The following is a 21,871-nucleotide window of genomic DNA, read 5'->3' on the forward strand; positions in this document are numbered from 1 at the left end:
AGGATTAGCATGTCACAGATTAAGGGTTTGATGAGAACTCACAATTTAGGAGAATTAAGGGCCGAGCACATCGGTAATGTAGTAACACTATGCGGTTGGGTAAATAAGAACCGCGACCTAGGTGGTCTAACTTTTATCGATTTACGAGATAAATTTGGTGTAACTCAACTTAACTTCACAAACTTCAAGGGCGACGCTGATCTTCTTAAAAAATGTCATCTTGAATCAGTTATCAAGGTTATTGGGACTGTTGCAGGACGTCCTGAAGAAGCGCTAAATAAGAATATGGCCACAGGAGAAGTTGAAGTTCACGTAACTGAACTAGAAGTTCTATCAGAGTGTGATATTAATAATATTCCATTTCTTCCATATGGTGCAACTGAAGCGACAGAAGATAACAAGCTTAAGTACCGCTACCTAGATTTAAGAACAAAGAAGCTTCAAGATATTCTAAAGCTTCGTTCTAAAATTACTCTAGACGTAAGAAATACAATGAGTGCAAACGACTTCATCGAAGTTGAAACACCAATTCTTTATAAGTCGACACCAGAAGGTGCTCGTGACTACGTTGTTCCATCTCGTGTTCACCCTGGTCACGTTTACGCTCTTCCGCAGTCGCCACAGACACTTAAACAACTTCTTATGATTGGTGGAACTGATAAGTACTTCCAAATCTGTAAGTGCTTCCGTGACGAGGACTTAAGAGCTGACCGTCAGCCAGAGTTTACTCAAATCGATATTGAGGTTTCATTTGCTACTGAAGAGTATATGAAAAATATCGCAACTGATCTTATGAGAAATATCTTTGAATTAGGCGCTGATTTTGAAATTCCAGTTATGCATTACAACGATGCAATGAGAGACTACGGCTCAGATAAGCCAGACGTACGTTTTGGATTAAAGCAACATATTGTTTCAGACATTTTTAAAGATACTGAATTTGGTGTTTTCAAATCAGCAATTGAAAGTGGTGGAATGGTTAAGACGATGTTCGTACCAGCTTCAATGGGAACATTTTCTCGTAAGATTCTTGATGGATTCGTTGATGTTGTAAAACCTCACGGTGGAAAAGGTGTTGCATTCTTTAAAGTTGAAGATGGTGCCGTTTCTGGTGGTATCTCTAAATTCATTACTGAAGAGGTTCTTGCAAGTTTATCAAGTCTTTCTGATTTAGATGGAGATGCAAAAAATGGAACATGGCTATTCTTTGCAGATCAAGAGGGAATTGTACACGATAGTGCAGATGCTCTTCGTCGCCACCTAGGGCGCGAGCTTGGTCTAATCAAAGACGGTTACGCATTCCTATGGGTAAATGACTTCCCATGTTTTGAAACTGATGAATCAAGATTCTATGCAAAACACCACCCATTCACTTCTCCTAAGATTAGTGAAATGGATAAATTTATGAACGAAGAGATCAATGTTAGCAATAAAACTCTTCGCGACCTTCCTGCTCAAGCATACGACCTCGTTTGTAACGGGTACGAGCTTGGTGGTGGATCAATTAGAATTCACAACGGTGCAGTTCAGGAAAGAATGTTTGAAGTTCTTGGTATGAGTGAAGAAGAAGTTGCTAATCAATTTGGGTTCTTTGTAAATGCGCTTAAGTACGGAACACCTCCACATGGTGGTATTGCTCTAGGTCTAGACCGTATCACAATGGTTAAGGCCGGAACTGATAATATTCGTGATGTAATCGCGTTCCCTAAGACAACGACAGCAAGTGATATGATGTCGAATGCACCATCTGTTCCTTCAAAAGAGCAGACTGATGAACTACACTTTGGTTTCTTAAAATAATTGTAGAAGGCCCTCTTATTAGGAGGGCCTCTTTTTTGGAATATTGATCTATGTTTAAAAGCTTGTACCGTGAATTCTTACATGAGTGGAAACATAGCTCGACAATGTCGGTGGTTTTTCAATTTCTTGGAATCGTCGCTTTCTTCTTAGTCTATACTTCAGATTTACAGCTCGAAACTAATGCAAAAACATTCTTAGCAATATTTTCTTATGTTGTTATTCAATGGCTTCTTTCAAGTACTCCTTTATTTATTTCAGGAATGATGGGAGTTGCTCTGACTGTTCTATTTGGTGTGGTTTCTTTTGAAGAAGCCTTCAGTAGTTTTAGCTCTCAGATTATCTTTCTGTTTATGGGAGGATTTCTTTTAGCGCGTGCGATGGAGAAGCTTGGCCTTGATCGAAAATTATCGGTGACGATTCTAAATACTCGCTTCATTGATGGCGACTTCAATCGTACTCTGGCCGTCGTTATTGGTGTCACTTGTCTATTTTCGATGTGGGTTTCAAATTCCGCTACAACTGCAATGATGCTGCCAATCGGTTTTGGCTTACTTAAGTCTTTTAAAGTGAAAGAAGAAAAGACAAAGCAGTATTTTTTGTTAATTGTTGCCTATGCAGCATCCGTTGGTGGAATGGCCACTCCAATTGGTTCTCCTCCAAACCTTATTACAATGGGACTACTTGAGCAGCATACAAATCAAGTTTTAACTTTTTGGGATTGGTGCAAGTTTGGCTTTCCCCTGACAATCTTCTTTTCAATAATTTTATTCTTCTATGCAAAGAGAAAAATTACTGAAGATATTAAGAAAGTTGATAAGAATGATCTCATGATGAGCTTAGGTAAGAATAATAAAATTACAAATAACGAAATACGCTTAATGCTCATTTTTACGATTACAATTTTCTTATGGTTTGCTCCAAGTTTATGCTCTCTCATATTAGGTAAGGGGCATATCGTTTCAATATATGTACAAAAATATTTAACAGCGGGGATGGTTGCTATCATTGCTGCTTGTACTCTCTTTATGACACCAATTTATAGTCGTACAAAATTATTAGATCAAGATGATATTAAGACGATTGATTGGGGAACACTGTTACTCTTTGGCTCTGGTCTTTCTCTAGGATCGACACTTTTTAAAACAGGAATTGCCGATTTTGTGGCAAATAACTTGATTAGTATTTTTAGTAACTGGAGCTTTGCTGCTCTTCTTGTTCTTGTTGTTGGAATTTCAATATTACTCACTGAGCTTGTAAGCAATACTGCTGCGGCCAATGTTTTAGTTCCAATTCTGATTGCAGCAGCAACTCAAGCAAATTATTCAAGTATTACTGCGGCTTTTGTCGTGGCCTTTAGTTGTAATATGGCCTTTATGTTACCAGTTGCCACACCACCAAATGCAATTGTCTATGGAACAGGTCTCGTCCCTATGAATCGTATGATTAGCTTTGGCGTTATTCTCAATATTGTGGCATTTATTAGTTTGTCCCTAATTGTGATAATGTCTTAGCTTGGATGATTTTTCCTAATTTTATTTAGTTCATTAATTATTTAAGCGTACAAATTACTCACTCCGAATAGTCGAGTATGAAAGCACTTAAAATCGCCACGATATCAATTTGTTCTCTTTTAACCTTTGCCTTTGATGATAAGTTCGAAGACTTTGCCGAGATGGATGCATGTGTTGAATGTGTCATGGTTCAAGAACAGAATCAAAATATGAACTCTTCTGGGGGTGGCTATCCTGGTATGGGAATGGGCATGGGGGGCAGCTTTACGAATTACGGTGTTAATCTGAAAATGCCAGATAAAAAAGCGATTGCATCTGCATTTGCAAAAAATCAATTACAGTATCATATATCCCATTCAGCTAATGATACAGTGGACTTAGAAAGTTATTTCGCAAGTGTTGATCCAAAGAATGAGTTAAGTCGTAGTGAGCGTGAAAAATTGGTAACTGAGATTATAAGTAATTCCACAGCTCCATACTATGAATATAATGTAGAAACAAATACTGGTTTCTATAAAGTAAATCCCGCTATCGAACGTCTTATTCGTTCGGCCCAAGCTTCTGGCTATATTGTCGATAATGAGTCGTATAAAGATCTTGAGTTAGCAAAGGCCTATATTACTTTCGAAGGTGATGTGGATGGACTAATTAGTTATCTTAAAGAAAATTACAAAGGGGCCAAACTTGCAAAGGCTGCAAATCAATATCCTCGTTATATAGGTATGGATGCCAATGGAAACCTTTCAGACGACTATTATAAATTATTAAAGCTTTCTCTCGAATCTGGGGGACTTGATGATACAAAGGTTATGGAGTTAATTAGACAAGAGATTCTTTCAAGATCACTTGGAGGGAAACCATCTCCGATTTCTGATTTAATATCAAAGCATATTGATGTGGCAGAGTCTTATCGAAATGGGTTAGGAGATAATCTGGCATGTGAATTTGCTAAAGGGATTTATCTCAATACTAATCATATGAAAGAAACGATAAGTTCTACATATCCAGCAATGGCCACTTCTAGTAATTTATTTGGCTCTTATGAGCAGCAGGCCATCATGGAAGATCTCAAAAGCTCTGCCATTTTTAATAATATGAATAATCTTCTTCATTACCAGGCCCTAGGTGGAAGTATTGATACGGTTTGTGCTGATGGTATGTACCCAAGGGATTACCTCGAAGTTGCTCATAGAGAAGGGCTTCTTGATAATTTTGCGAAAGAAGAGCTCATCATCCTTGGACTTGTTCAGGATGATTGCTACAAAGATGTTTCTCGTCTTGAGTTAGCGAAGTTATGTGATGCTGCTTCAATTGCATATATTCTTGAAAGACAGACCAGGCGAAATCTTCAAATGTCTGAGCGTACAGAAAACTCAAATGTAAAACACAATTATATTGAGGGGAGAAATGGTTGTAGCATTTCTGTTCTAGATAATATTGTGAGAAAAGGTGGAAAGACAGTTGATCGAGAAGTTGAAGTTCTCTTAAATAGTGATGAAGTAATTTTAAGAACCAAGAGCATGGAGAAGCTAAAGGCCAGTATTAATAGCCTTTACGGAGACCAGTAAGTTCTTTGTTGCACGAAATCATAGGGGCAGATAAAATAGAATATTATGGCCCTTAGTTTAGAAAAAACTTTTGTTAAAACGACAAAGAATAAGATTAAAAATCGTATTGAAAATTCTGATGAATCTTTACTTGAGATTATACTCGATCATAAAGAGGAGCGTTCTCGTCGTACGCAAAAAGGTGAGCATAAGGCCTGTGTGAAAAGACCGTGGGATTCAAGTGATAGTTCTCAGCGTGATCTCTTTAATGGAAGTAGTGAAGGCTATAACAAGTCTAAGGTTGCTAATAAGACAGTTATGAAGCCATATCAAAAAGAGTGTGAGGGGAGTCGTCCGAGTAAGTCAGTGAGCTGTGACGAAAAACTAAAGTCACGTGTCGTGGGCCGTGCCAGCGAGATCTTCGCCAATCTCGAACTTTAGGGGCGCGGGTACCAATCGAGAATTCAATTATATAGAAGAGAGAATCATATCTAATTCTCACTTTTCCATGAAATTTTTAATGAATTAGCCTCGAAGCATCGCTTTATGGAGTGTTCGTTATTGTATTTTTGTGAATTTAAGAAGTAATTCTTAGTTAAGTATCCGAATTCTCGATTGGTACCCGCGCCCCTAACCGAATAGGCTGATTTGTTCAACTTCTTCAACTGGCTCGGTATCTGCTTGGATCTCTGCTAGTGCATAAGCGAATTCTTCTGTACTGATCACATGAGTTTGAGAGATGAAGTCCTGCACACCTTTTTGATCATGCCTTAAGAAGTTGATCACAAGTGGTAAAAAGAAAAGTAGGTTAGCGAAAACATAGCCGATTGAGCGTCCAAAGCAATCAAGGGCACTTAATGGCTCAGTTATATCGTGTGACTTCACAACCTTTAACTTGAAAAATGCTTTCCCTAAAGTCTGTCCATTTCCTAAGTAGTAAGAAAAGAAGAAGTAGCTAAAGAACATAATAGCTAATGACAATTGTGTTGTCTGACTCTGAAATGCCATTGATGAAACCTTTGGCGAAGTCGAAATATTTGAAATGAAATTATTTACAAATGAAAGCCAAATAAAAGTTAGTGCCTTATTGGCAAAAACCACAAGATAAATATCTAGGATAAAAGCGTAGAATCTCTTTCTAAGACGATCTTGTCTTATCTTCTTAGCGGCTTTGCTTTTTTTGTAGTAATCGTAAATTTCAGATAGCTTATTATTCGTGCTCATACAGTGTTTATCGGTATGAACGCAGGAGAGTAAAAAAAAGGACGCTTAAGAAAGCGCCCTTGGCAAATATTTCTAGTTTAAAGTAATTTGATCAACTAATTCATTAAGCTTATTAAGGGCCTGAATAGGAGTTAAGTTGTTGATATCGACTTTTGATAAGTGATCCTCAACTTGTTTCAAGTACTCAGGTATTTCTGCTGGTGTTTGTACACTGAAGAAATCTAATTGTTCGCTATGATCACTATCAAGTAAGGCTTGAGATACGCTTGATTCCTTTTCCATGCTCTTAAGAATTGATTGTGAACGCTTAAGTACAGTTGGAGGAAGGCCTGCAAGTTTGGCAACGTAGATACCAAATGATTGTGAAGCGGCTTGTTCAACGAGACGGTATAGAAATTTAACATTTCCTCTATGGTTTTGCGTTTCTACTGTAAGGTTTTTTGCCTCTGGGTAGCGATCCGCAAGATCAATTAGCTCATGGTAGTGAGTTGCAAATAGACAAAGTGCTTTTGTGTTCTCAATGAAGTGTTCAACTAGGGCCCAAGCGATTGAAAGGCCATCATAAGTTGAAGTACCACGTCCCACTTCATCAAGAATGATAAGTGACTTATCTGTTGCGTGTCTTAGGATCTCAGCTGTTTCGGCCATTTCCACCATAAAAGTCGATTGTCCTTTTAGGATGTCATCACTTGCACCAAGACGACTGAATAGGAAGTCGCAAATACTAACTTTGGCATTGTCTGCAGGAACGAATGATCCAATTTGTGTTAGAAGTTGGATAATAGCAATCTCACGCATAACTGTTGTTTTACCGGCCATGTTGGGACCAGTAATAAGACCGAAGTATGTTTCATCATTAAGTTTAAGGTCGTGCGGAATGAATTGATCTTTGATGGCAGCTTTAATTAGTGGGTGCCATGCTCCGCGAATATCCATGTCACGAGACTTTTCAGAAATAGTTGGTCTTGAGAATTCTTCGTTTCGTGCAATCCAAGAAAGTGATTGAAGAGTATCTGTTGCAGATAGGATATTTGCTAGCATTTGAATTGCATGGCTTAAATCCGTGATCTGCTTAATTAGTCCTTTAAAGATTTCTCTTTCAAGTTTCTCTAGCTTTTCGCGTGCAACAACAACTTCTTTTTCAAATTGAGTTAGCTCTTCAGTTGCGTACCTCTCAGAGTTAACAAGAGTTTGTCTGCGAATAAAATTTGCAGGAACTTTATCTGAATGAGTTTTAGAAACTTCAATGAAGTAGCCAGCAACATTATTTGATTTAATACGTAGCTTTTGAATTCCTGTTTCTTCGCGGTAGCGATTTTCTAGTTCGACTAGAGCTTGGGCCGTATTTTGAGAAATCTTTGCAAGGTGGTCACGTGTCTCATTTGCGCCTTCTCTGATTAAGTTACCCTTATCGAGATTTGCACCTATTTCATCGTTAATTGTCTTTTTAATATCATCACGAAGCTTGAATAAATTCGTTTTATCTTCCGTCTTCATTTCTTTAAAGACATTAGTTGGAAGCTCACTTAGCGAATTTGTTAATTCTTCGTACACATCCACTGCACTTGAAATATTTAAAAGGTCCCCAGCATTTGCACGGTTTGTCGCAGCCTTCGCTAGGATTCTTTCAAGATCGCGAACGTTATTTAAAGCCTCGCGAGTATCTTGTAAAAGATCATCATGTTTTAAAAAGAACTCAATTGTATCAAGACGATTTGTGATTTCTTTTCGATCTGTTAGTGGGTTTGTGAAAACAGTTTTTAGTTTTCTTGAACCCATTGATGTTTTTGTCTTATCCATAAAGCCAAGAAGTGAGTCTTTATAAGTTTCACGTGACTTTGGAAGTATCTCTAATCCTGTAAGAGTAGGAATTGTAACCTTCATGCTACCCGTGCGATCAGATAGACTGAAAGCGTGGAGGTGAGTGAACTCTTCATGATTTTGAGTCGAACAAATATAATATGAAAGCGCTCCAATTGGGCCGAGAACACTTTGGTTTTCATTTAAAAGTTGATCACGTTTATAAGTTGGAATTAACTTTTCAAGATAAACACTTGAGTACTTTTCATTAAAATATTCTTTTGAAAGGTGAGTGACAAGAGTTCCATTGTGCTCATTAAGAGTAGCGACACTCTCATACTTATCCCACTGTCCTAAGTATGTAATGAACTCTTTAGGATGAAGGACGCGAATTTTTTCAATAAAGTCTTCAAAGCTATCAAGAATAAAACCTTTGAAGAATCCAGTTGTAAAATCAATGGCAACAATTTCAAAGCGGCCATTTACTTCATTACAGGCAAGAATGAATTGGTCTTCTTTTGAATCTGTTTTATCGAGATCGTAAGGCATCCCTGGAGAGACAACTTGAGTAACAGCTCTTTTAACAATCCCTTTTGCTTCTTTTGGGTTTTCGACTTGTTCACAAATTGCGACTTTAAGACCCTCGCTTGAGAAGCGATCGATATAAGTTGCAGCTGCATGGTGTGGAATTCCTGCCATAGGAATTTTGTGTTCACCAAGTTTTCCTCTGTGAGTGAGTGCAATATTTAGAATTTTAGATGCATTGATTGCATCTTCAAAGAAGACTTCGTAAAAGTCACCCATGCGAAACATTAGCATATGGTCACGATAGTTCACTTTGATTTCGTGATATTGGGCCATCATTGGTGTAAGCTTTACGCCTTCGGCAACGATTTTTTCAATCTCTAAAGTCATGTTATTGATTCCCTTAAGTGTTGTGTATTCTTGAGCGATTAAGTCTACCAAATACACCACCAATGGAAAAGACTTCAATACTTACAATTGGCATGACGCACTTATTTGTCGTAAAATAGAAGGACGTAAATAGCTGATTATTTACATAAACTGAAGGAAGTTGTTTTTGCTAAGCGTTGGACAACGTTTGTCAATCTGGTTATTTCTTATTGGCATCATGACATCAACATTATTTGGACTCTTTAGCCGTTACGAAGACGAGGACTTAGAACAGTCGATGACGGATCTTTTGAACCAAGATATTTATTCGTATTTTAAAAATGTTAAGTACTTTAAAAAGACAGATAAAGATGCTCGCTATCACCTTGAAGCGGCAGAGGTTTCTCAAAATTTAACAACAGATGTTCTTATTCTAACAGAGCCTAATGGGGTTCTTATTAACGATCATCAAGCAGAGCCAATGTATTACGATGCTTACACTGGTGTCTTGAACGCAAAGGAAAAATATCTTTCTCTTAGAGGAAAGGTCGTTCTTAGAAATCGCAATATGAGTATTAAGTCAGAGAGTATGAATTATTCAGATAATTCTCAGGTTGTGAATTTCCGTGGCAAGACAGAATCGATTTCAAAAGATTTTGATTCGGCTTATGAAGTCGCGGTAAATGCAGATGAGCTAAGTTATAATCTTGTGACAGAAGTTGGAACTTATGACGGAAATGTTGAGGGAAGGGTGCAAAGAGTGAGGGCCTATGAGGACTCGGTTAAGTTTTTTGCAGACTCAATTATTGTTGATAAAAGCAATCGCAATGCCAACATGAGTGGAAATGTAAAATTTCAGAAATCTCAACTACTTGCAAGTGCCCGAAATGGCGAAATCTATCTAGATAACTACAATAAAAAACTCAAGTATTATGCACTATATGACGATGTGGTCATTGAGGAAACTGTTTCTCCTAAGGGACAAGTTCCTTTTAAAAGAAAGGCTTTTAGTGAGCGACTTGAGGGATATATGGCAGAGGATAAAATTGTTCTGCTTGGTCTCCCACGGGTTTATCAAAAGAAAGACGTTTTAAAAGGAAATACAATTGTTCTTAGGCGTGACATCGAGACCATAGAAGTTGATGATGCTAATACGAACTTTAAAATAAGGTAATAGCAGCATGGTTGAAGAAATCGCACAATTATCAGCTCATGGTTTAAAGAAAGTCTACGGCGGCAGAGAAGTCGTAAAAGGCGTTTCAATCGATGTTAAGCAAGGAGAAGTCGTAGGACTACTCGGCCCAAACGGTGCTGGTAAGACAACATCGTTTTATATGATGGTAGGGCTAGTTAAGGCAGATGAAGGAACAATAGATTTATCTGGCGAAGACTTAACAGAGCAACCAATTCATATTAGGGCATTAAAGGGAGTTGGTTATCTTCCACAAGAAGCCAGCATCTTTAGAGATTTAACAGTTGAGGCCAATATCTTCTCGGTACTAGAAAATCGAGAACTACCAAGGGCCAAGAAGAAGACACTTCTTGATAACTTGATAGCAGACTTTGGACTTGGACATATTAGAAAATCTCTTGGTTCAGCTCTTTCCGGTGGTGAAAGAAGAAGAGTTGAGATTGCACGAACTCTGGCACTTGAGCCTAAGTTTGTTCTTCTCGACGAGCCTTTTGCTGGAGTTGACCCGTTAGCAGTTAATGACATTCAAAGTGTTATTAACAGTCTAAAGAGAAGGAATATCGGTGTACTAATCACCGACCACAACGTGAGAGAAACATTAGGAGTAGTTGATCGCGCGTTTATTATGAGTAGTGGAGAATTACTTGTAAGTGGGACACCGGATGAAATTGTAAACAATGAAAGAGCAAGGAAGTTCTATCTTGGTGAAGAATTTAGAATGTAGCTAGACCAAGCAAATAAGCTGGTCTGGTTACTAAGAATAAGGAACCAATATGGCCACAAAACTTTCGCAGAATCTCAGTCAAACTCAGCAGCTCGTGATGACGCCGCAGCTTCAGCAGGCGATTAAATTACTGACATTAAGCCATTTAGAAATGACAGATGTCATCGCTAAGGAGATGGTAGAAAATCCAATGCTGGAAGAGTTTTCACCTGGTGAAAGTGATTACAAACTTGATAAATTAGAGAGTCAAACTAAAGAAGCTAAGGCCGACGATTTTAAAGAAGAGGCCATGATGAGTAGTGGCGATGATATGGATTGGCAAAAGTATGTCGATAGTTATAACTCGACGACATACGAGCCAAATATGGCCGCACCTTCTCTTAGTCCAGACGATATGCCCAATTATGAAAATATGGTTTCAAAGGGAGAGTCCCTTGCTGAACACCTTGAATGGCAGCTTCGTATGGAAGCTTTAAACGATGTCGAAATTGATTTTGCCATTGAGGTTATTGGAAATATCAATGATGATGGCTATCTGTCATGTCCATTTGATGAGCTTATTGAAAAAACAAAATTAGAGCGTGAGCACTGTCTAGATATTTTAGAAATTGTTCAGCGTCTTGATCCAGTTGGCTGTGGTGCTCAAGACCTTGTTGACTGTCTGCTAGCTCAAGCAAGAATTGCAGAAGAGCGTTCACCGCTTTTAGAGAAGCTAATTCGTTTTCATTTAACAAATCTAAAAAATAGAGATTATAAGAAAATCACTGCAGACACTGGAGTATCAGAAGAACAGATTATTGAAACAGCAAAACTGCTTCATAATTTTCACCCTAAACCAGGACGTCTTGTAGGTGGTGGAGATACTCATTACGTAACACCAGATGTATTTGTTGTTGAAGTAGGGGGAGAGTTCGTTGTTCAGGTTAATGACGATGGTGTACCAAGATTAAGAATTTCTAAAATGTATCAGGATATGCTTAATCAAGCAGAATCCCTGAAAAATAAAGAAGCTAAAGAATTCGTAGAAGAAAAACTTAAGTCGGCTTTATGGCTAATAAAGTCTATAAATAAGAGACAGCGTACAATTGATCAAGTGGCAAAATCAATTGTGAAAAAGCAGCAGCAATTTTTTAAGAAGGGGCCAAAACATTTAAAGCCTATGGTTCTAAAAGATGTTGCTAATGAGCTGGGAGTTCACGAGTCAACAGTGTCTCGTGCTACTTCAAATAAGTATATGCATACACCAATTGGCCTATTTGAATTGAAGTATTTTTTCAATGCGGGAATCGGTGGAGACAAAGGTGGAATCGACGTTGCAGGTGAAGTTCTAAAATTAAAAATTAAGGAACTTATCGACAATGAAAATGAGAAGAAACCTTTATCGGATCAAAAGATTGCCGACCTTTTGAGCCAAGAAGATGTGAAGGTTGCGAGACGTACAGTCGCTAAGTATAGAGAAATGCTTGGGATTTTGTCGTCGTCAAAAAGAAAAGTAAAATAGCTCGATATTTTGGAGAAACTGCCGATAGGTTTAGCCAAGATACTATACACATAGAGGAGAACGTATTTTATGAAAGTAACAGTAAGTTTTAGACACCTAGATCATACGCCAGCACTTGATGAGAGAATCCAAGAAAAGTCAGAAAAAATCGCAAAGTACCTTGATGGAAATCTACATCTAAAATGGAGTTGTGAGGTTAGGGATGGTCGCGAACACTATGCCGAAGTCGAAGTAATTGGACCGAAGTTCGATTACCATGCGAAAGCTCACTCTGATAGCCTATATAAGACCATTGATCTTGTTGTTGCTAAGATTGAAAAACAGGTACAAAGAAAGAAAGAAAAAATGCTTAATAAGAAAAAGATGGCTCACAAAGACATGGAAATCCTCGAACCAAACGATGCGTGGATGGACTATGATGATATGGCGTCTTAATCAGTCAATATAAACATACTTTCTGTATATTTTGCATATAAAGCCTTCCGTTATGGAAGGCTTTTATTTTGCCTCCTTTACTGGTATGCTTGCTGGTCAAGAAAAGGAGACATGATGAAATATATAATTTCTATTTTAATCGCTTTTAGCGCCCTATCTTATCAGGAGATAGCTTCTCACTCTGACTTTTATAAGAAGATTGTTGAGTATACTAAGAAGAATAAATTAAAAACAAGTGATGTTCTTGTTGTCTATGATATCGATAACACTCTTTTAAGATTCAAAACAAGCTTCGGTAGTGATCAGTGGTATAACTGGCAGAAGGAACAAATTAACAATGGTTGTCCGGTTCATTGTATTGCCAAGTCAGTTAATGAAATGCTTGAGTACTCTTATAAAGCAACATTTATTTCTGATATGATTCTAGTTGAAAAAGAAATTCCAAGACTGATCGAAAAACTACAAGAGACAGGTTACGGAGTAACTTCTATCACTTCTAGAGGTCCTGTTAATTATCCTGCAACAGTTCGAGAAATGAATAAGAATGGAATTAATCTTAATAAAGTAAATGCCCCAAGACTTCCATTTATGACAAAGTTACAAGGAAGAGAAGTACGTTATGCTGATGGTATCTTTATGACTTCAGGACTTAATAAGGGCCAAATGCTTACTCACTTAATTAATCGTCCAGGGATTAACAAGAAGTATAAAGCAGTCTTCTTCTTAGATGATCGTCTAAAGCATATGAAGAGTATGGATAAAGAGTATAAGAATAATAAAGCGAATAAGCTTACTGTCTTTGCCTATCGTCTAACGACAACTGATGCTATCGTAAAAGAGTTTAACGAATCAGATAAGAAGCTTGAAATACGAATTGGTGAAGAATTTAAAAAATTAAATAAAGATTTAAATTAAAAAATAAAAAAGCCTTCGTAAGAAGGCTTTTTTTTAATATGAAGTTGTTGTGCAAACTGTATTCATTCCATGAGTTGTACATGTTGTTCTACCTGTACGATTCGTTCTAAAGCTACCATCCCAGCTATCTTGCTCATGTTGTCTAACCCTTAAGTAAGCCGATAGTGAATCTCTTTCTTGCTTAGAAAGATAGATGCTATCTCCATTTTCAATGGCATTAGATAGTTCTTTAAAATCAACTCCAGCATCTTCTCTAATTGTTAGCATACGTTGACTAAGTTTTACTGGATAGCGCTTAGCTTCCCAATTTTCTTTGATATGAGTTTTTGATGCTTTCCTATATCTTTTACCATCGGATGCTTTAATCGAGAAAAGTCTGAATTTGAAAATAACACCATTCTCATTCTTCATTGTATTGTTAGATTGGTGCCAGTATCTAAGTCCATCACTTCCGATGATAAGCCCTTGGTCTTCATCAAAATATGAACCAGCTTGATCAAATGGGGCAAGCTCTGTAGGAGCTCCATTGGCCTGAATACACGTAATTGAGATTAGTGTGAATAAGAATATTCTTAAGATATTTTTCATAATTTCTCCCTACTGAAATTGTAGGGGTTAAATATCTTATATTGAAAGTCGCTGTCTAGAGACAGTTTGGCACCAGTCTCTTACTTATAAAACTCTCGCAAGAAATCTTTAAGAATCTTCTGTTCTACAGAGCCTTTCGTTCTTGCTGGGGCCGTTATTCTAACATTGAGTTCGATCTCATCTTTACTAGTAAAATTGATTTGAACACGTGGTTTTAGAATAGGTGTTTCTAAGTGAGATTTTGTGAATAGTTTGTTTAAAACAACTTGGGCCTGCTCAAAATATTCAGAACAATAGAATTCTGATTTCTCAAGAAGAATTCTCTCCGCTTTTTCCCAATCACAATCTGGAGAGAGAACAACTTTAAAAGTATGAAGAACAAAACTCTTTAAAAATGATTCATTCGTTACTCGATTTGTTAAGAATATTGAGTTTGGAATAATAACAGAGCGTCCTGTATAGTTGTGAGATGTTTTATTTGGTCCAACTTCTAATAGAGTTGTCGTGAATAGATCTCGGTCGATAACACTTCCGCGCTTGCCATCAATCTCAATAGTATCCCCAATAATAAATCCACCAGAAAACGTCTTATAGATACCACCCATAATATTAAGAGAGAGTTCTTTTGTGATGAGGACTATGGCAACCATTAGGGCGGCAAGTGAGAAGGCCAGGTTTTTCAACTCAGTTGAATAAATATAAAGAGTAATAAAGACGAAGATAATCGTTAACGAAATATTTGTGTTAACAACATAGCGTCTTTTCGTTTCAATATTTATGCTACTAGTCTTTTTCAAAATGAAAGAAAAGATATGGTTAGTTAAATAGAAAAGAATCAGTACTAATGTGACATAAACTGATTTTTTAATTTCACCTTGTGTATCAACGAATATATTTTCTAAAGTCATAGGCAAATTATAAGGCTAAATAGCTGATTTCCAAACGATTAAATGCGTTAAAAGTGTCGAATCTTAAAGACATATTTAGAAGTGCCATGCTAGACTGAACTTATTCGTATATTCAGATTAAATAGCAGCTAAATAAATATTAAAAGTTGAGTGGGATTTACAGCATATGTTAAATGTTTCCAATATTTCAAAAATCCAAAGTAGTGAAACCTTATATAGCGGTGGAAGCTTTCAAATAAATCCAGGCGAAAAGGTTGGGCTAGTTGGTCCAAACGGAGCTGGGAAAACAACTTTATTTCGTATGATTATTGGTGAGGAGAAACCTGATGAAGGTCAAATCTCTTTTCCTGATAAATTGCGTTGGGCCTATTTCTCTCAAAAAGTAGGGGAGATGGCAGGACAGACGGCAAAAGAAGTCGTTATGTCTGGAGACGTAAAAGTTGTTGAGCTAGCACAACAGCTTAAAGAATTTGAAGACAAGTTAGCTGATTGTGCCAATATGAGTGACGATGAGATGAATGATGTCCTGATGAAAATGGGAGACGTTCAGTCAGAGTTTGAAAAGCGTGGTGGCTATGATCTTGAAACACGTGCTGAGGAAGTTCTAACAGGACTAGGGATTATGCCTGTTGATCATAATAAGATGATTGAAGACTTCTCTGGTGGATGGAAGATGCGTATTGCTCTTGCTCGTGTTCTTGTAATTAATCCTGAACTTATCCTAATGGATGAGCCTACCAACTACCTCGATATGGAATCGATTCTTTGGCTTGAAGACTGGCTAAAGAATTTTAAGGGCGGAATCTTTATGACGACCCACGATCGTGATTTCATGAATAATGTTTGTAATAAGATTGTGGAAATTGCTCATAAGAGAATTACGACTTATACAGGTAATTACGACTTCTACGAGAAAGAAAGAGACCTTCGTCGTGAACAATTAATTGCTCAAGCTTCTCGTCAAGCTGATATGCTAGCAAAAGAAGAAGAGTTCATTGCAAAATTTAAGGCACGTGCTTCACATGCTGCTCAAGTTCAATCTCGAGTGAAGAAGCTTGAAAAAATTGATCGTATTGAAGTTCCTGCTGAGGAAGAAACAATTAACTTTCAATTCCCAACGCCTCCAAGAGGTGGGGATGATGTTGTTATCATTAAAGATCTTTCAAAATCATGGCCACTGTCTGACGGAAGTGCGCATGAAGTCTTTCATGGACTATCAACAACAGTTAAAAGAACAAATAAAATCGCCGTAGTTGGTGTAAATGGTGCGGGTAAGTCAACGCTTTTAAAGTGTATTACTGCTCATACTGAACCAACTGCTGGAACAGTAGCGATTGGCCCTAGTATCAAGATCGGATACTTCTCTCAATACTCACTGGAAGTTCTAAATCCAGAATCAAGTGTTTTTGATGAAGTTAGAAAAGATCTACCAATGGCAAGTGATGGGTATGTTAGAAACCTACTTGCGGCCTTCTTATTTAGAGGCCAAGACGTTGATAAGAAAGTTAAGTACCTTTCAGGGGGAGAGAAGTCTCGTCTTGTTATGGCCGTACTACTTTCGCAAAATAATAATTTCTTAGTTCTAGATGAGCCGACAAACCACCTTGATATTAAATCAAGAGAGGTTCTACTGGATGCACTTAAACGTTATGAGGGAACAGTAATGTTTGTATCCCACGATAGACACTTTCTTAGTGAATTAGCTGAAAATGTTTACGAAGTGGATAAGGGGGAAGTTCGCATCTTCCCGGGATCATACGTTGAATACATGGAGAGACAATAATGGTTAACTTGCAGAATACGGAAGTACAGTACTTATTACTGTTTACAATTCTTCTCATTCTTCCAAAACTTTTACTTCGATTCCAAATCCCAATTGGTATCTCATCAATCTTCTTAGGGATTGCTGCTGGTCTTGGGCTTGGATGGTTTCAAAATGATGATCTACTACTAATGCTTTCTCGCTTGGGGATCACATCTTTATTCTTATTCGCTGGTTTTGAAGTTGAATTTGAAGAACTGAAGCAGAATTGGAAAGAGCTCCTATCCGGGGTTACCCAGACTATCTCCATCACACTTATAGTTGCTTTTGGGATTCACTTCTTCTTTTCAATTAGTTTCCGTGCAGCTACTTTAATTGCACTTGGTATCATGACTCCTTCAACAGGCTTCATCTTAAACTCACTAAAGAATTATGGATTTAGTGAAGGGCAGGAGTACTGGATTAGATCAAAAGCAATTTCTAAGGAGATCTCTGCCATCTTACTGCTATTTATTACTCTTCAGTCGGAGAGCTTAGTTAACCTTGGTAGTTCTACCTTTATTTTAGTTGCCCTTAGTGTCTTTTTACCCCTTTCTTACAAATTATTTTTCAAATATATCGCTCCATATGCAAAGGATTCAGAAGTTGGTTTCTTAATTCTTACTGCACTTATTTGTGGTGTTATCACAAAGAAAATCGGAACTTACTATCTAGTAGGGGCATTCCTTGTTGGATTTATTGCTTCAGAATTTAAGCACTTTGGAAAATCTGAGAAGTCAGAAGAAATTTTAAAGAACCTACAGATGTTCTTTTCTTTCTTCATTCCATTCTACTTCTTTAAGGCCGGTGTAGGCTTTACTGAAGATCTATTTACAATGGATGGACTATATATTGGATTAGCATTCTTAGGAATTTTCATTCCTCTTAGAATCTTCAATACATACTCAAATATGAAATTCTTTATGCAGGATTTCTGGCCAGACCGTAAAGAGATTACTGTTTCATTACTACCGACACTTATCTTTGGTTTAGTAATGGCCCAGATTGCTAAGGAGCGCTTTGAAGTTCCTTTAGAGATTATTTCAGGTCTTGTTATCTACACTCTTGTTTCAAGTGTAATACCGGCCTTTATGTTTAAAAAAGTTCCACCTGAAAATTATTAGAAATACATGGTTGCGCCTAAAATGAGCTGATTGTTCTTTGGGCGCATTCCACTGACATCGACACTATCATCAAATACATACTCAATACCTAATTCATACTGATCATTTGTATACATATATGATCCAAGAATTTTAGACATTTCATAATCATCCAGTCCATCGTCATCAGAAGTTTGCCAATTGTATCCAATCATTATCTGGTGAAATGGGTTGAAGCGCCAACCCATAATTGCCTCGACATTATCAGTTCTTACGAATCTGCCATCAATTAATTCGAGGTCTTTTGTGTCACCGTAGACTGCGGCGATAAAAAGGTTTTTAAAATAATAATTTGCTCCAACGGTAACTGAAAGTTTCGCAATTTCAACTCCATTATTATTTGAATTTAAATTAATCGCTGCAATTCCAACTTTGTAATTTTTTTTAACAATTCTTAGAGAGGCGGCAATTGAATGCTCAAGAGTGAGGACTGCATCGTCAATTCCATCGCCATCAGAATCGTATTCGGCCGTTTCATCTCCTGTAAACTTTGTTTGGGCCCCAAAATGTAGGTCACCAATTTTGTAGCGAAATTCCAAAAGATCTACACCACGAGAAGTTCCAATGACTTCACTATTAGCAGTAAAAGTAGAGGAGGCAAAGGCACCAGTGACCATAAAGATATCAGTCATTTCTGTTACGTCATACCAGACAGACCAGTTCTTTCCTATTGTGGCATTGAAATCTCCGTTTTCAATCCAAAGATAAGCTAGCCTAGTAGAAAAGGGCCGGTCGCTAGTATTGTCAACTTGAAAGCGTCCCGTGGTGTTGGGGATGCTTTGTATGCTCTGGCTCGTATTGCTGGTATTGATTCCAAACTCAGCACGAAGACCAGTGGTGAATTTCTCGATTAGGCCATCTCTCTTATATTTAAAACCAAATCGAGAAGAGTTATTATTTAATGATTGAGCTCCATCTTGACCAATGGCCGCCATGGATATTTTACCGTAGAGACTGAAGTCATCGCCGAGGTTCTTAGCTGTGATTGTACTTGAATAAAGAAATGAACTCGCGCATATAGAAAATGCGAGAGACCTTCTTAAATTATTAACCCACATAGAATCCTCACTCAAATCAATAATCGATAAATTAATTTTAGTAAGGTTCTATGCGATATTCTAACTTAAAAAAGGTAAAGATTGATTAGTGGCCACATCCACCTTGTCCATGAGCATGTCCATGAGCAAGTTCTGTTTCTGTTGCTTCTCTTACTTCAGTGATTTCAATATCAAAGTTTAGGTCTTCACCTGCAAGTGGGTGGTTACCATCTAAAGTAATTTCATCGCCTTCAATTGCAATAACTGCAAATGGAGGAAGTCCTTGGTCTTGGTTAACTTGGAATACGTCACCAATATTAAGTTGTGCATCCTCTGGGAATTGTGAGCGTTGCACAGTAATAACTAGTTCATCATTTATATTACCGTATGCGTCAGCAGCAGGTACATTGATAACTTTCTTATCACCAACATTCATTGCTACGATTTCTTTTTCAAGACCTGGGATGATCTGACCAACACCTTCTAAGAAAACTAGTGGACCATGTTCAGCAGAATTGTCTAAAACTTCGTTCTTTGAGTTCGTTAATGTGTAGTGAAATCCGATAACTTTTGGCATAATAGGGCCCTCTAATTGTTGATTATTAATATAAAAAATTAAAGGTCAACACTAACAAGCTAGATGATTAAAGGCAAATAAAGAATGAGTGAATTAGTAAATCAAGAATATATCCAAAAGATCAATGATTTCCTTGCGCAAACTGTTGATTTAATTAATAGAGTTCCAGATTTAAATGCTGCAGCATTAGCCGATATTGCAGCGAATATTAAGGCCCTTAGAGATGAATCTCTTAATTGTAAGGAAGATGACCTTCCTGGAATTATCCAGCAAATGAACCTTCTTAATCAACTAGCAGATCGTTATGAGCAACACCAGAGTTTACCTAATGCAGAGTCGCCGTTCTTTGGTCATTTTAAGATTGAACAAAATGGAAAGTTAAAAGACTTTCTTATTGGGCATACGCCTTTTTCACATAAAGAGTTAAAGTTTAAAATTATTGACTGGAAAAAGTCACCGATGGCGAGAATCTTCTATCAATTTGGTGAGGGGGATGATTTTGATTTCGACTTAGATGATCGAATTATCGAAGGGCATATATTAGAAAAATCAATCCTAACTGTTAGAGACAAGCAACTTGTGCGAATTGATCGAGAAGGAAACACAAATGTTCTAAGAGATAGAGAATGGATTTCTTTAAGTGAATCAACACAAAAACTTGCTGGTGGAGAAGGGAGTGCTAACCAGAGTCTTGGTAGTGGACGCACTGGATTTGATGGGCCAGAAGTTATTTCTCTACTTGATAAGACTCAGTACGATCTCGTTAATCAAAGTGCTAAAAAACCTCTTCTTATTACAGGTGGTGCTGGTAGTGGTAAGACGACAGTTGCTTTATATCGAATTGCAAAGCTTTGTCGTGAAGATGGAATTCGCCAAGAAGAAGTTATGGTAATCGTTCCAAATAACGGACTTGTGAAATTATCAAAGAAACTCTTAATTGAATCACAACTTGAAAAAGTACGTGTATCGACTCTTGATGATCTAATTAAAAAGATTGTCTTCCAAAATATGCGCTCGGTTCCTAAGAAGATCGAAGATAATCCTCTTGATTCAATCGTTACAATAAAAAGAAATCCAAAGCTACTAAAGCTTATTGATGAGTACTTAGCAGAAAAAGAATTAAATATTGAAAAGAAGCTTAAAGGGACAGACCTTGAGTTTTTTACTAAAGATCGCACTCGTCCACTTTATGTTCGTGTTAAGAACCTTTATGAAAATACACGTGACTCTGTTTTAAAAGTTGAAGTGAAAAAGATTTTAAATGGCTTTAAAAATGTAAGAGAAGAATTACTTAATATCTTTTCTGATTCAAAGCGTATGGAGAGGCTACCTGAGATGACAAATCGTATGGTAACGACTCACATGTTAAATGATTTAAAATTTTATACGGCCAAACAAATTCAAGGACTAGATAAAGATTCGGATTATGCAAATCATGGACAAGATGTTTCAGGATTTGTTGATAAGTATGATCTTCCGCTATTTAATTACTTAATTGTTAAGCAATTTGGTCACCTTCGCTACTTTGGACGTGAGTTTAAATCGTATCGCCATATCTTCTTAGACGAGGCACAAGAGCTTTCAAAATCAGAACTAATTATGCTTGGGCAAATTAAACATCAAGAAGGAAACTTCACGATTGCAGGAGATAGTGTTCAACAAATTGATAGCACTTTTGAATTCACTTCATGGCACGATGTTTGTCATACACTTGAGCTTGATGTGGATGATATGCAAGTTGAAGAACTTAATGTTTCATATCGTTCTCCAAAAGAAATTGTTTCTTTTGCACATAATGTTCTTGGGCCATTGGCTCCAAAAGAGCTTCCTGAATCGAAAAGAGATGGAGGACCGATCATTGAAACGTCTGTGCAGCACCTTGAGCATGCTTCAATGCTCATCAGTAGTGCACTTGTAGAACTAATGAACCGTGAACCGAAAGCTTCAATTGCTATTATTTGTTCGAAAGAAAGTATTGCAAGAGAGCTATACTCAGAGATTGAAGAAGTTGGAAGTATTAGACTTGTACTTGATGAGAACTTTTCGTTGAGACCAGGTGTAGATGTGACAACAGTTGAGCAAATTAGAGGTCTTGAGTTTGATTACGTTATTATTCCTGACTGTGATAAGGATGTTTATCCAGTTAATAATACTGCAAGAAAAAGACTGCACCTTGCTGCAACTAGAGCAATTCATCAGCTTTGGATTCTATTCAAAGATAAGTCACTAATTGCTTAATTGATTTAGAAGGAAG

At 37.3% G+C, this 21,871-nt stretch carries 18 protein-coding genes; 12 read left to right on the forward strand and 6 right to left on the reverse strand.

Going from position 1 to position 21,871, the window contains the following annotated elements; translation table 11 throughout:
- The first annotated feature begins 9 nt into the window (after positions 1 to 9).
- From aspS to ACMAWV_RS04295, 4 genes are all read left to right on the forward strand, one after another.
- Positions 10 to 1,800 (forward strand): aspartate--tRNA ligase, encoded by a 1,791-nt coding sequence (aspS, locus tag ACMAWV_RS04280; protein ID WP_392990956.1) that lies wholly within the window; start codon positions 10 to 12, stop codon positions 1,798 to 1,800.
- Between the two features lie 50 nt (positions 1,801 to 1,850).
- Positions 1,851 to 3,311, forward strand: coding sequence for an SLC13 family permease (locus ACMAWV_RS04285; RefSeq protein ID WP_412469877.1), 1,461 nt, complete (start codon positions 1,851 to 1,853; stop codon positions 3,309 to 3,311).
- A 77-nt stretch (positions 3,312 to 3,388) separates the two neighbouring features.
- On the forward strand, positions 3,389 to 4,879 hold the full coding sequence (locus tag ACMAWV_RS04290; RefSeq protein WP_392990960.1) for a hypothetical protein: 1,491 nt from the start codon (positions 3,389 to 3,391) through the stop codon (positions 4,877 to 4,879).
- Between the two features lie 45 nt (positions 4,880 to 4,924).
- Positions 4,925 to 5,299 carry a hypothetical protein gene (locus ACMAWV_RS04295; protein WP_103216413.1) on the forward strand — a complete coding sequence of 125 codons (375 nt, stop codon included), beginning with the start codon at positions 4,925 to 4,927 and terminating at the stop codon, positions 5,297 to 5,299.
- A gap of 189 nt (positions 5,300 to 5,488) precedes the next feature.
- Here ACMAWV_RS04295 and ACMAWV_RS04300 read toward each other — a convergent pair whose 3' ends face one another.
- Positions 5,489 to 6,082: an RDD family protein gene (locus ACMAWV_RS04300; protein WP_412469876.1), complete on the reverse strand. Its 594-nt coding sequence runs from the start codon at positions 6,080 to 6,082 to the stop codon at positions 5,489 to 5,491.
- A 72-nt stretch (positions 6,083 to 6,154) separates the two neighbouring features.
- Positions 6,155 to 8,848: a DNA mismatch repair protein MutS gene (mutS, locus tag ACMAWV_RS04305; RefSeq protein WP_103216415.1), complete on the reverse strand. Its 2,694-nt coding sequence runs from the start codon at positions 8,846 to 8,848 to the stop codon at positions 6,155 to 6,157.
- A gap of 166 nt (positions 8,849 to 9,014) precedes the next feature.
- On the opposite strand from mutS, the gene ACMAWV_RS04310 reads away from it, so the two are divergent.
- The 5 genes from ACMAWV_RS04310 to ACMAWV_RS04330 all read left to right on the forward strand — a co-directional run bounded on the left by ACMAWV_RS04310 (position 9,015) and on the right by ACMAWV_RS04330 (position 13,543).
- The gene (locus ACMAWV_RS04310) at positions 9,015 to 9,950 is read left to right on the forward strand and encodes an LptA/OstA family protein (protein WP_392990962.1); all 936 of its coding nucleotides are present in this window, start codon (positions 9,015 to 9,017) and stop codon (positions 9,948 to 9,950) included.
- Between the two features lie 7 nt (positions 9,951 to 9,957).
- Positions 9,958 to 10,692, forward strand: coding sequence for an LPS export ABC transporter ATP-binding protein (gene lptB, locus ACMAWV_RS04315; protein WP_103216417.1), 735 nt, complete (start codon positions 9,958 to 9,960; stop codon positions 10,690 to 10,692).
- Positions 10,693 to 10,741: 49 nt separating this feature from the next.
- Positions 10,742 to 12,193 (forward strand): RNA polymerase factor sigma-54, encoded by a 1,452-nt coding sequence (gene rpoN, locus ACMAWV_RS04320; protein WP_103216418.1) that lies wholly within the window; start codon positions 10,742 to 10,744, stop codon positions 12,191 to 12,193.
- A gap of 69 nt (positions 12,194 to 12,262) precedes the next feature.
- Positions 12,263 to 12,628: a ribosome hibernation-promoting factor, HPF/YfiA family gene (gene hpf / locus ACMAWV_RS04325; protein WP_103216419.1), complete on the forward strand. Its 366-nt coding sequence runs from the start codon at positions 12,263 to 12,265 to the stop codon at positions 12,626 to 12,628.
- A gap of 114 nt (positions 12,629 to 12,742) precedes the next feature.
- The gene (locus ACMAWV_RS04330) at positions 12,743 to 13,543 is read left to right on the forward strand and encodes a DUF2608 domain-containing protein (protein WP_412469875.1); all 801 of its coding nucleotides are present in this window, start codon (positions 12,743 to 12,745) and stop codon (positions 13,541 to 13,543) included.
- A gap of 33 nt (positions 13,544 to 13,576) precedes the next feature.
- Here ACMAWV_RS04330 and ACMAWV_RS04335 read toward each other — a convergent pair whose 3' ends face one another.
- Entirely contained in the window at positions 13,577 to 14,131 is a 555-nt protein-coding gene (locus ACMAWV_RS04335) for a hypothetical protein (protein ID WP_103216421.1), read from the reverse strand.
- Positions 14,132 to 14,211: 80 nt separating this feature from the next.
- Positions 14,212 to 15,039, reverse strand: coding sequence for a mechanosensitive ion channel domain-containing protein (locus ACMAWV_RS04340; RefSeq protein WP_103216422.1), 828 nt, complete (start codon positions 15,037 to 15,039; stop codon positions 14,212 to 14,214).
- Positions 15,040 to 15,205: 166 nt separating this feature from the next.
- On the opposite strand from ACMAWV_RS04340, the gene ACMAWV_RS04345 reads away from it, so the two are divergent.
- Complete coding sequence (locus tag ACMAWV_RS04345; protein ID WP_412469874.1) at positions 15,206 to 16,822, forward strand: ABC-F family ATP-binding cassette domain-containing protein; 1,617 nt, start codon at positions 15,206 to 15,208, stop codon at positions 16,820 to 16,822.
- On the forward strand, positions 16,822 to 17,964 hold the full coding sequence (locus ACMAWV_RS04350) for a cation:proton antiporter (protein ID WP_412469873.1): 1,143 nt from the start codon (positions 16,822 to 16,824) through the stop codon (positions 17,962 to 17,964). The genes ACMAWV_RS04345 and ACMAWV_RS04350 overlap by 1 nt, the downstream gene beginning before the upstream one ends.
- On the opposite strand, the gene ACMAWV_RS04355 is transcribed toward ACMAWV_RS04350, so the two are convergent.
- Complete coding sequence (locus ACMAWV_RS04355) at positions 17,961 to 19,061, reverse strand: porin (protein WP_103216425.1); 1,101 nt, start codon at positions 19,059 to 19,061, stop codon at positions 17,961 to 17,963. The genes ACMAWV_RS04350 and ACMAWV_RS04355 overlap by 4 nt on opposite strands.
- 85 nt (positions 19,062 to 19,146) lie before the next feature.
- Positions 19,147 to 19,617 (reverse strand): FKBP-type peptidyl-prolyl cis-trans isomerase, encoded by a 471-nt coding sequence (locus tag ACMAWV_RS04360; protein WP_103216426.1) that lies wholly within the window; start codon positions 19,615 to 19,617, stop codon positions 19,147 to 19,149.
- An 84-nt stretch (positions 19,618 to 19,701) separates the two neighbouring features.
- Between ACMAWV_RS04360 and ACMAWV_RS04365 the strand changes: the two genes are divergently transcribed.
- Positions 19,702 to 21,855, forward strand: coding sequence for a UvrD-helicase domain-containing protein (locus tag ACMAWV_RS04365; RefSeq protein ID WP_412469872.1), 2,154 nt, complete (start codon positions 19,702 to 19,704; stop codon positions 21,853 to 21,855).
- Positions 21,856 to 21,871: the final 16 nt, after the last annotated feature.

The organism is Halobacteriovorax sp. RT-1-1 (assembly GCF_047085455.1).
Classification (GTDB): Bacteria; Bdellovibrionota; Bacteriovoracia; order Bacteriovoracales; family Bacteriovoracaceae; genus Halobacteriovorax_A.

Coding starts and splice junctions, on each gene's coding strand:
- aspS (WP_392990956.1), top strand. CDS start 10: ATGTCACAGATTAAGGGTTTGATGAGAACTCACAATTTAGGAGAATTA.
- ACMAWV_RS04285 (WP_412469877.1), top strand. CDS start 1,851: ATGTTTAAAAGCTTGTACCGTGAATTCTTACATGAGTGGAAACATAGC.
- ACMAWV_RS04290 (WP_392990960.1), top strand. CDS start 3,389: ATGAAAGCACTTAAAATCGCCACGATATCAATTTGTTCTCTTTTAACC.
- ACMAWV_RS04295 (WP_103216413.1), top strand. CDS start 4,925: ATGGCCCTTAGTTTAGAAAAAACTTTTGTTAAAACGACAAAGAATAAG.
- ACMAWV_RS04300 (WP_412469876.1), bottom strand. CDS start 6,082: ATGAGCACGAATAATAAGCTATCTGAAATTTACGATTACTACAAAAAA.
- ACMAWV_RS04310 (WP_392990962.1), top strand. CDS start 9,015: ATGACATCAACATTATTTGGACTCTTTAGCCGTTACGAAGACGAGGAC.
- lptB (WP_103216417.1), top strand. CDS start 9,958: ATGGTTGAAGAAATCGCACAATTATCAGCTCATGGTTTAAAGAAAGTC.
- rpoN (WP_103216418.1), top strand. CDS start 10,742: ATGGCCACAAAACTTTCGCAGAATCTCAGTCAAACTCAGCAGCTCGTG.
- hpf (WP_103216419.1), top strand. CDS start 12,263: ATGAAAGTAACAGTAAGTTTTAGACACCTAGATCATACGCCAGCACTT.
- ACMAWV_RS04330 (WP_412469875.1), top strand. CDS start 12,743: ATGAAATATATAATTTCTATTTTAATCGCTTTTAGCGCCCTATCTTAT.
- ACMAWV_RS04335 (WP_103216421.1), bottom strand. CDS start 14,131: ATGAAAAATATCTTAAGAATATTCTTATTCACACTAATCTCAATTACG.
- ACMAWV_RS04340 (WP_103216422.1), bottom strand. CDS start 15,039: ATGACTTTAGAAAATATATTCGTTGATACACAAGGTGAAATTAAAAAA.
- ACMAWV_RS04345 (WP_412469874.1), top strand. CDS start 15,206: ATGTTAAATGTTTCCAATATTTCAAAAATCCAAAGTAGTGAAACCTTA.
- ACMAWV_RS04350 (WP_412469873.1), top strand. CDS start 16,822: ATGGTTAACTTGCAGAATACGGAAGTACAGTACTTATTACTGTTTACA.
- ACMAWV_RS04355 (WP_103216425.1), bottom strand. CDS start 19,061: ATGTGGGTTAATAATTTAAGAAGGTCTCTCGCATTTTCTATATGCGCG.
- ACMAWV_RS04360 (WP_103216426.1), bottom strand. CDS start 19,617: ATGCCAAAAGTTATCGGATTTCACTACACATTAACGAACTCAAAGAAC.
- ACMAWV_RS04365 (WP_412469872.1), top strand. CDS start 19,702: ATGAGTGAATTAGTAAATCAAGAATATATCCAAAAGATCAATGATTTC.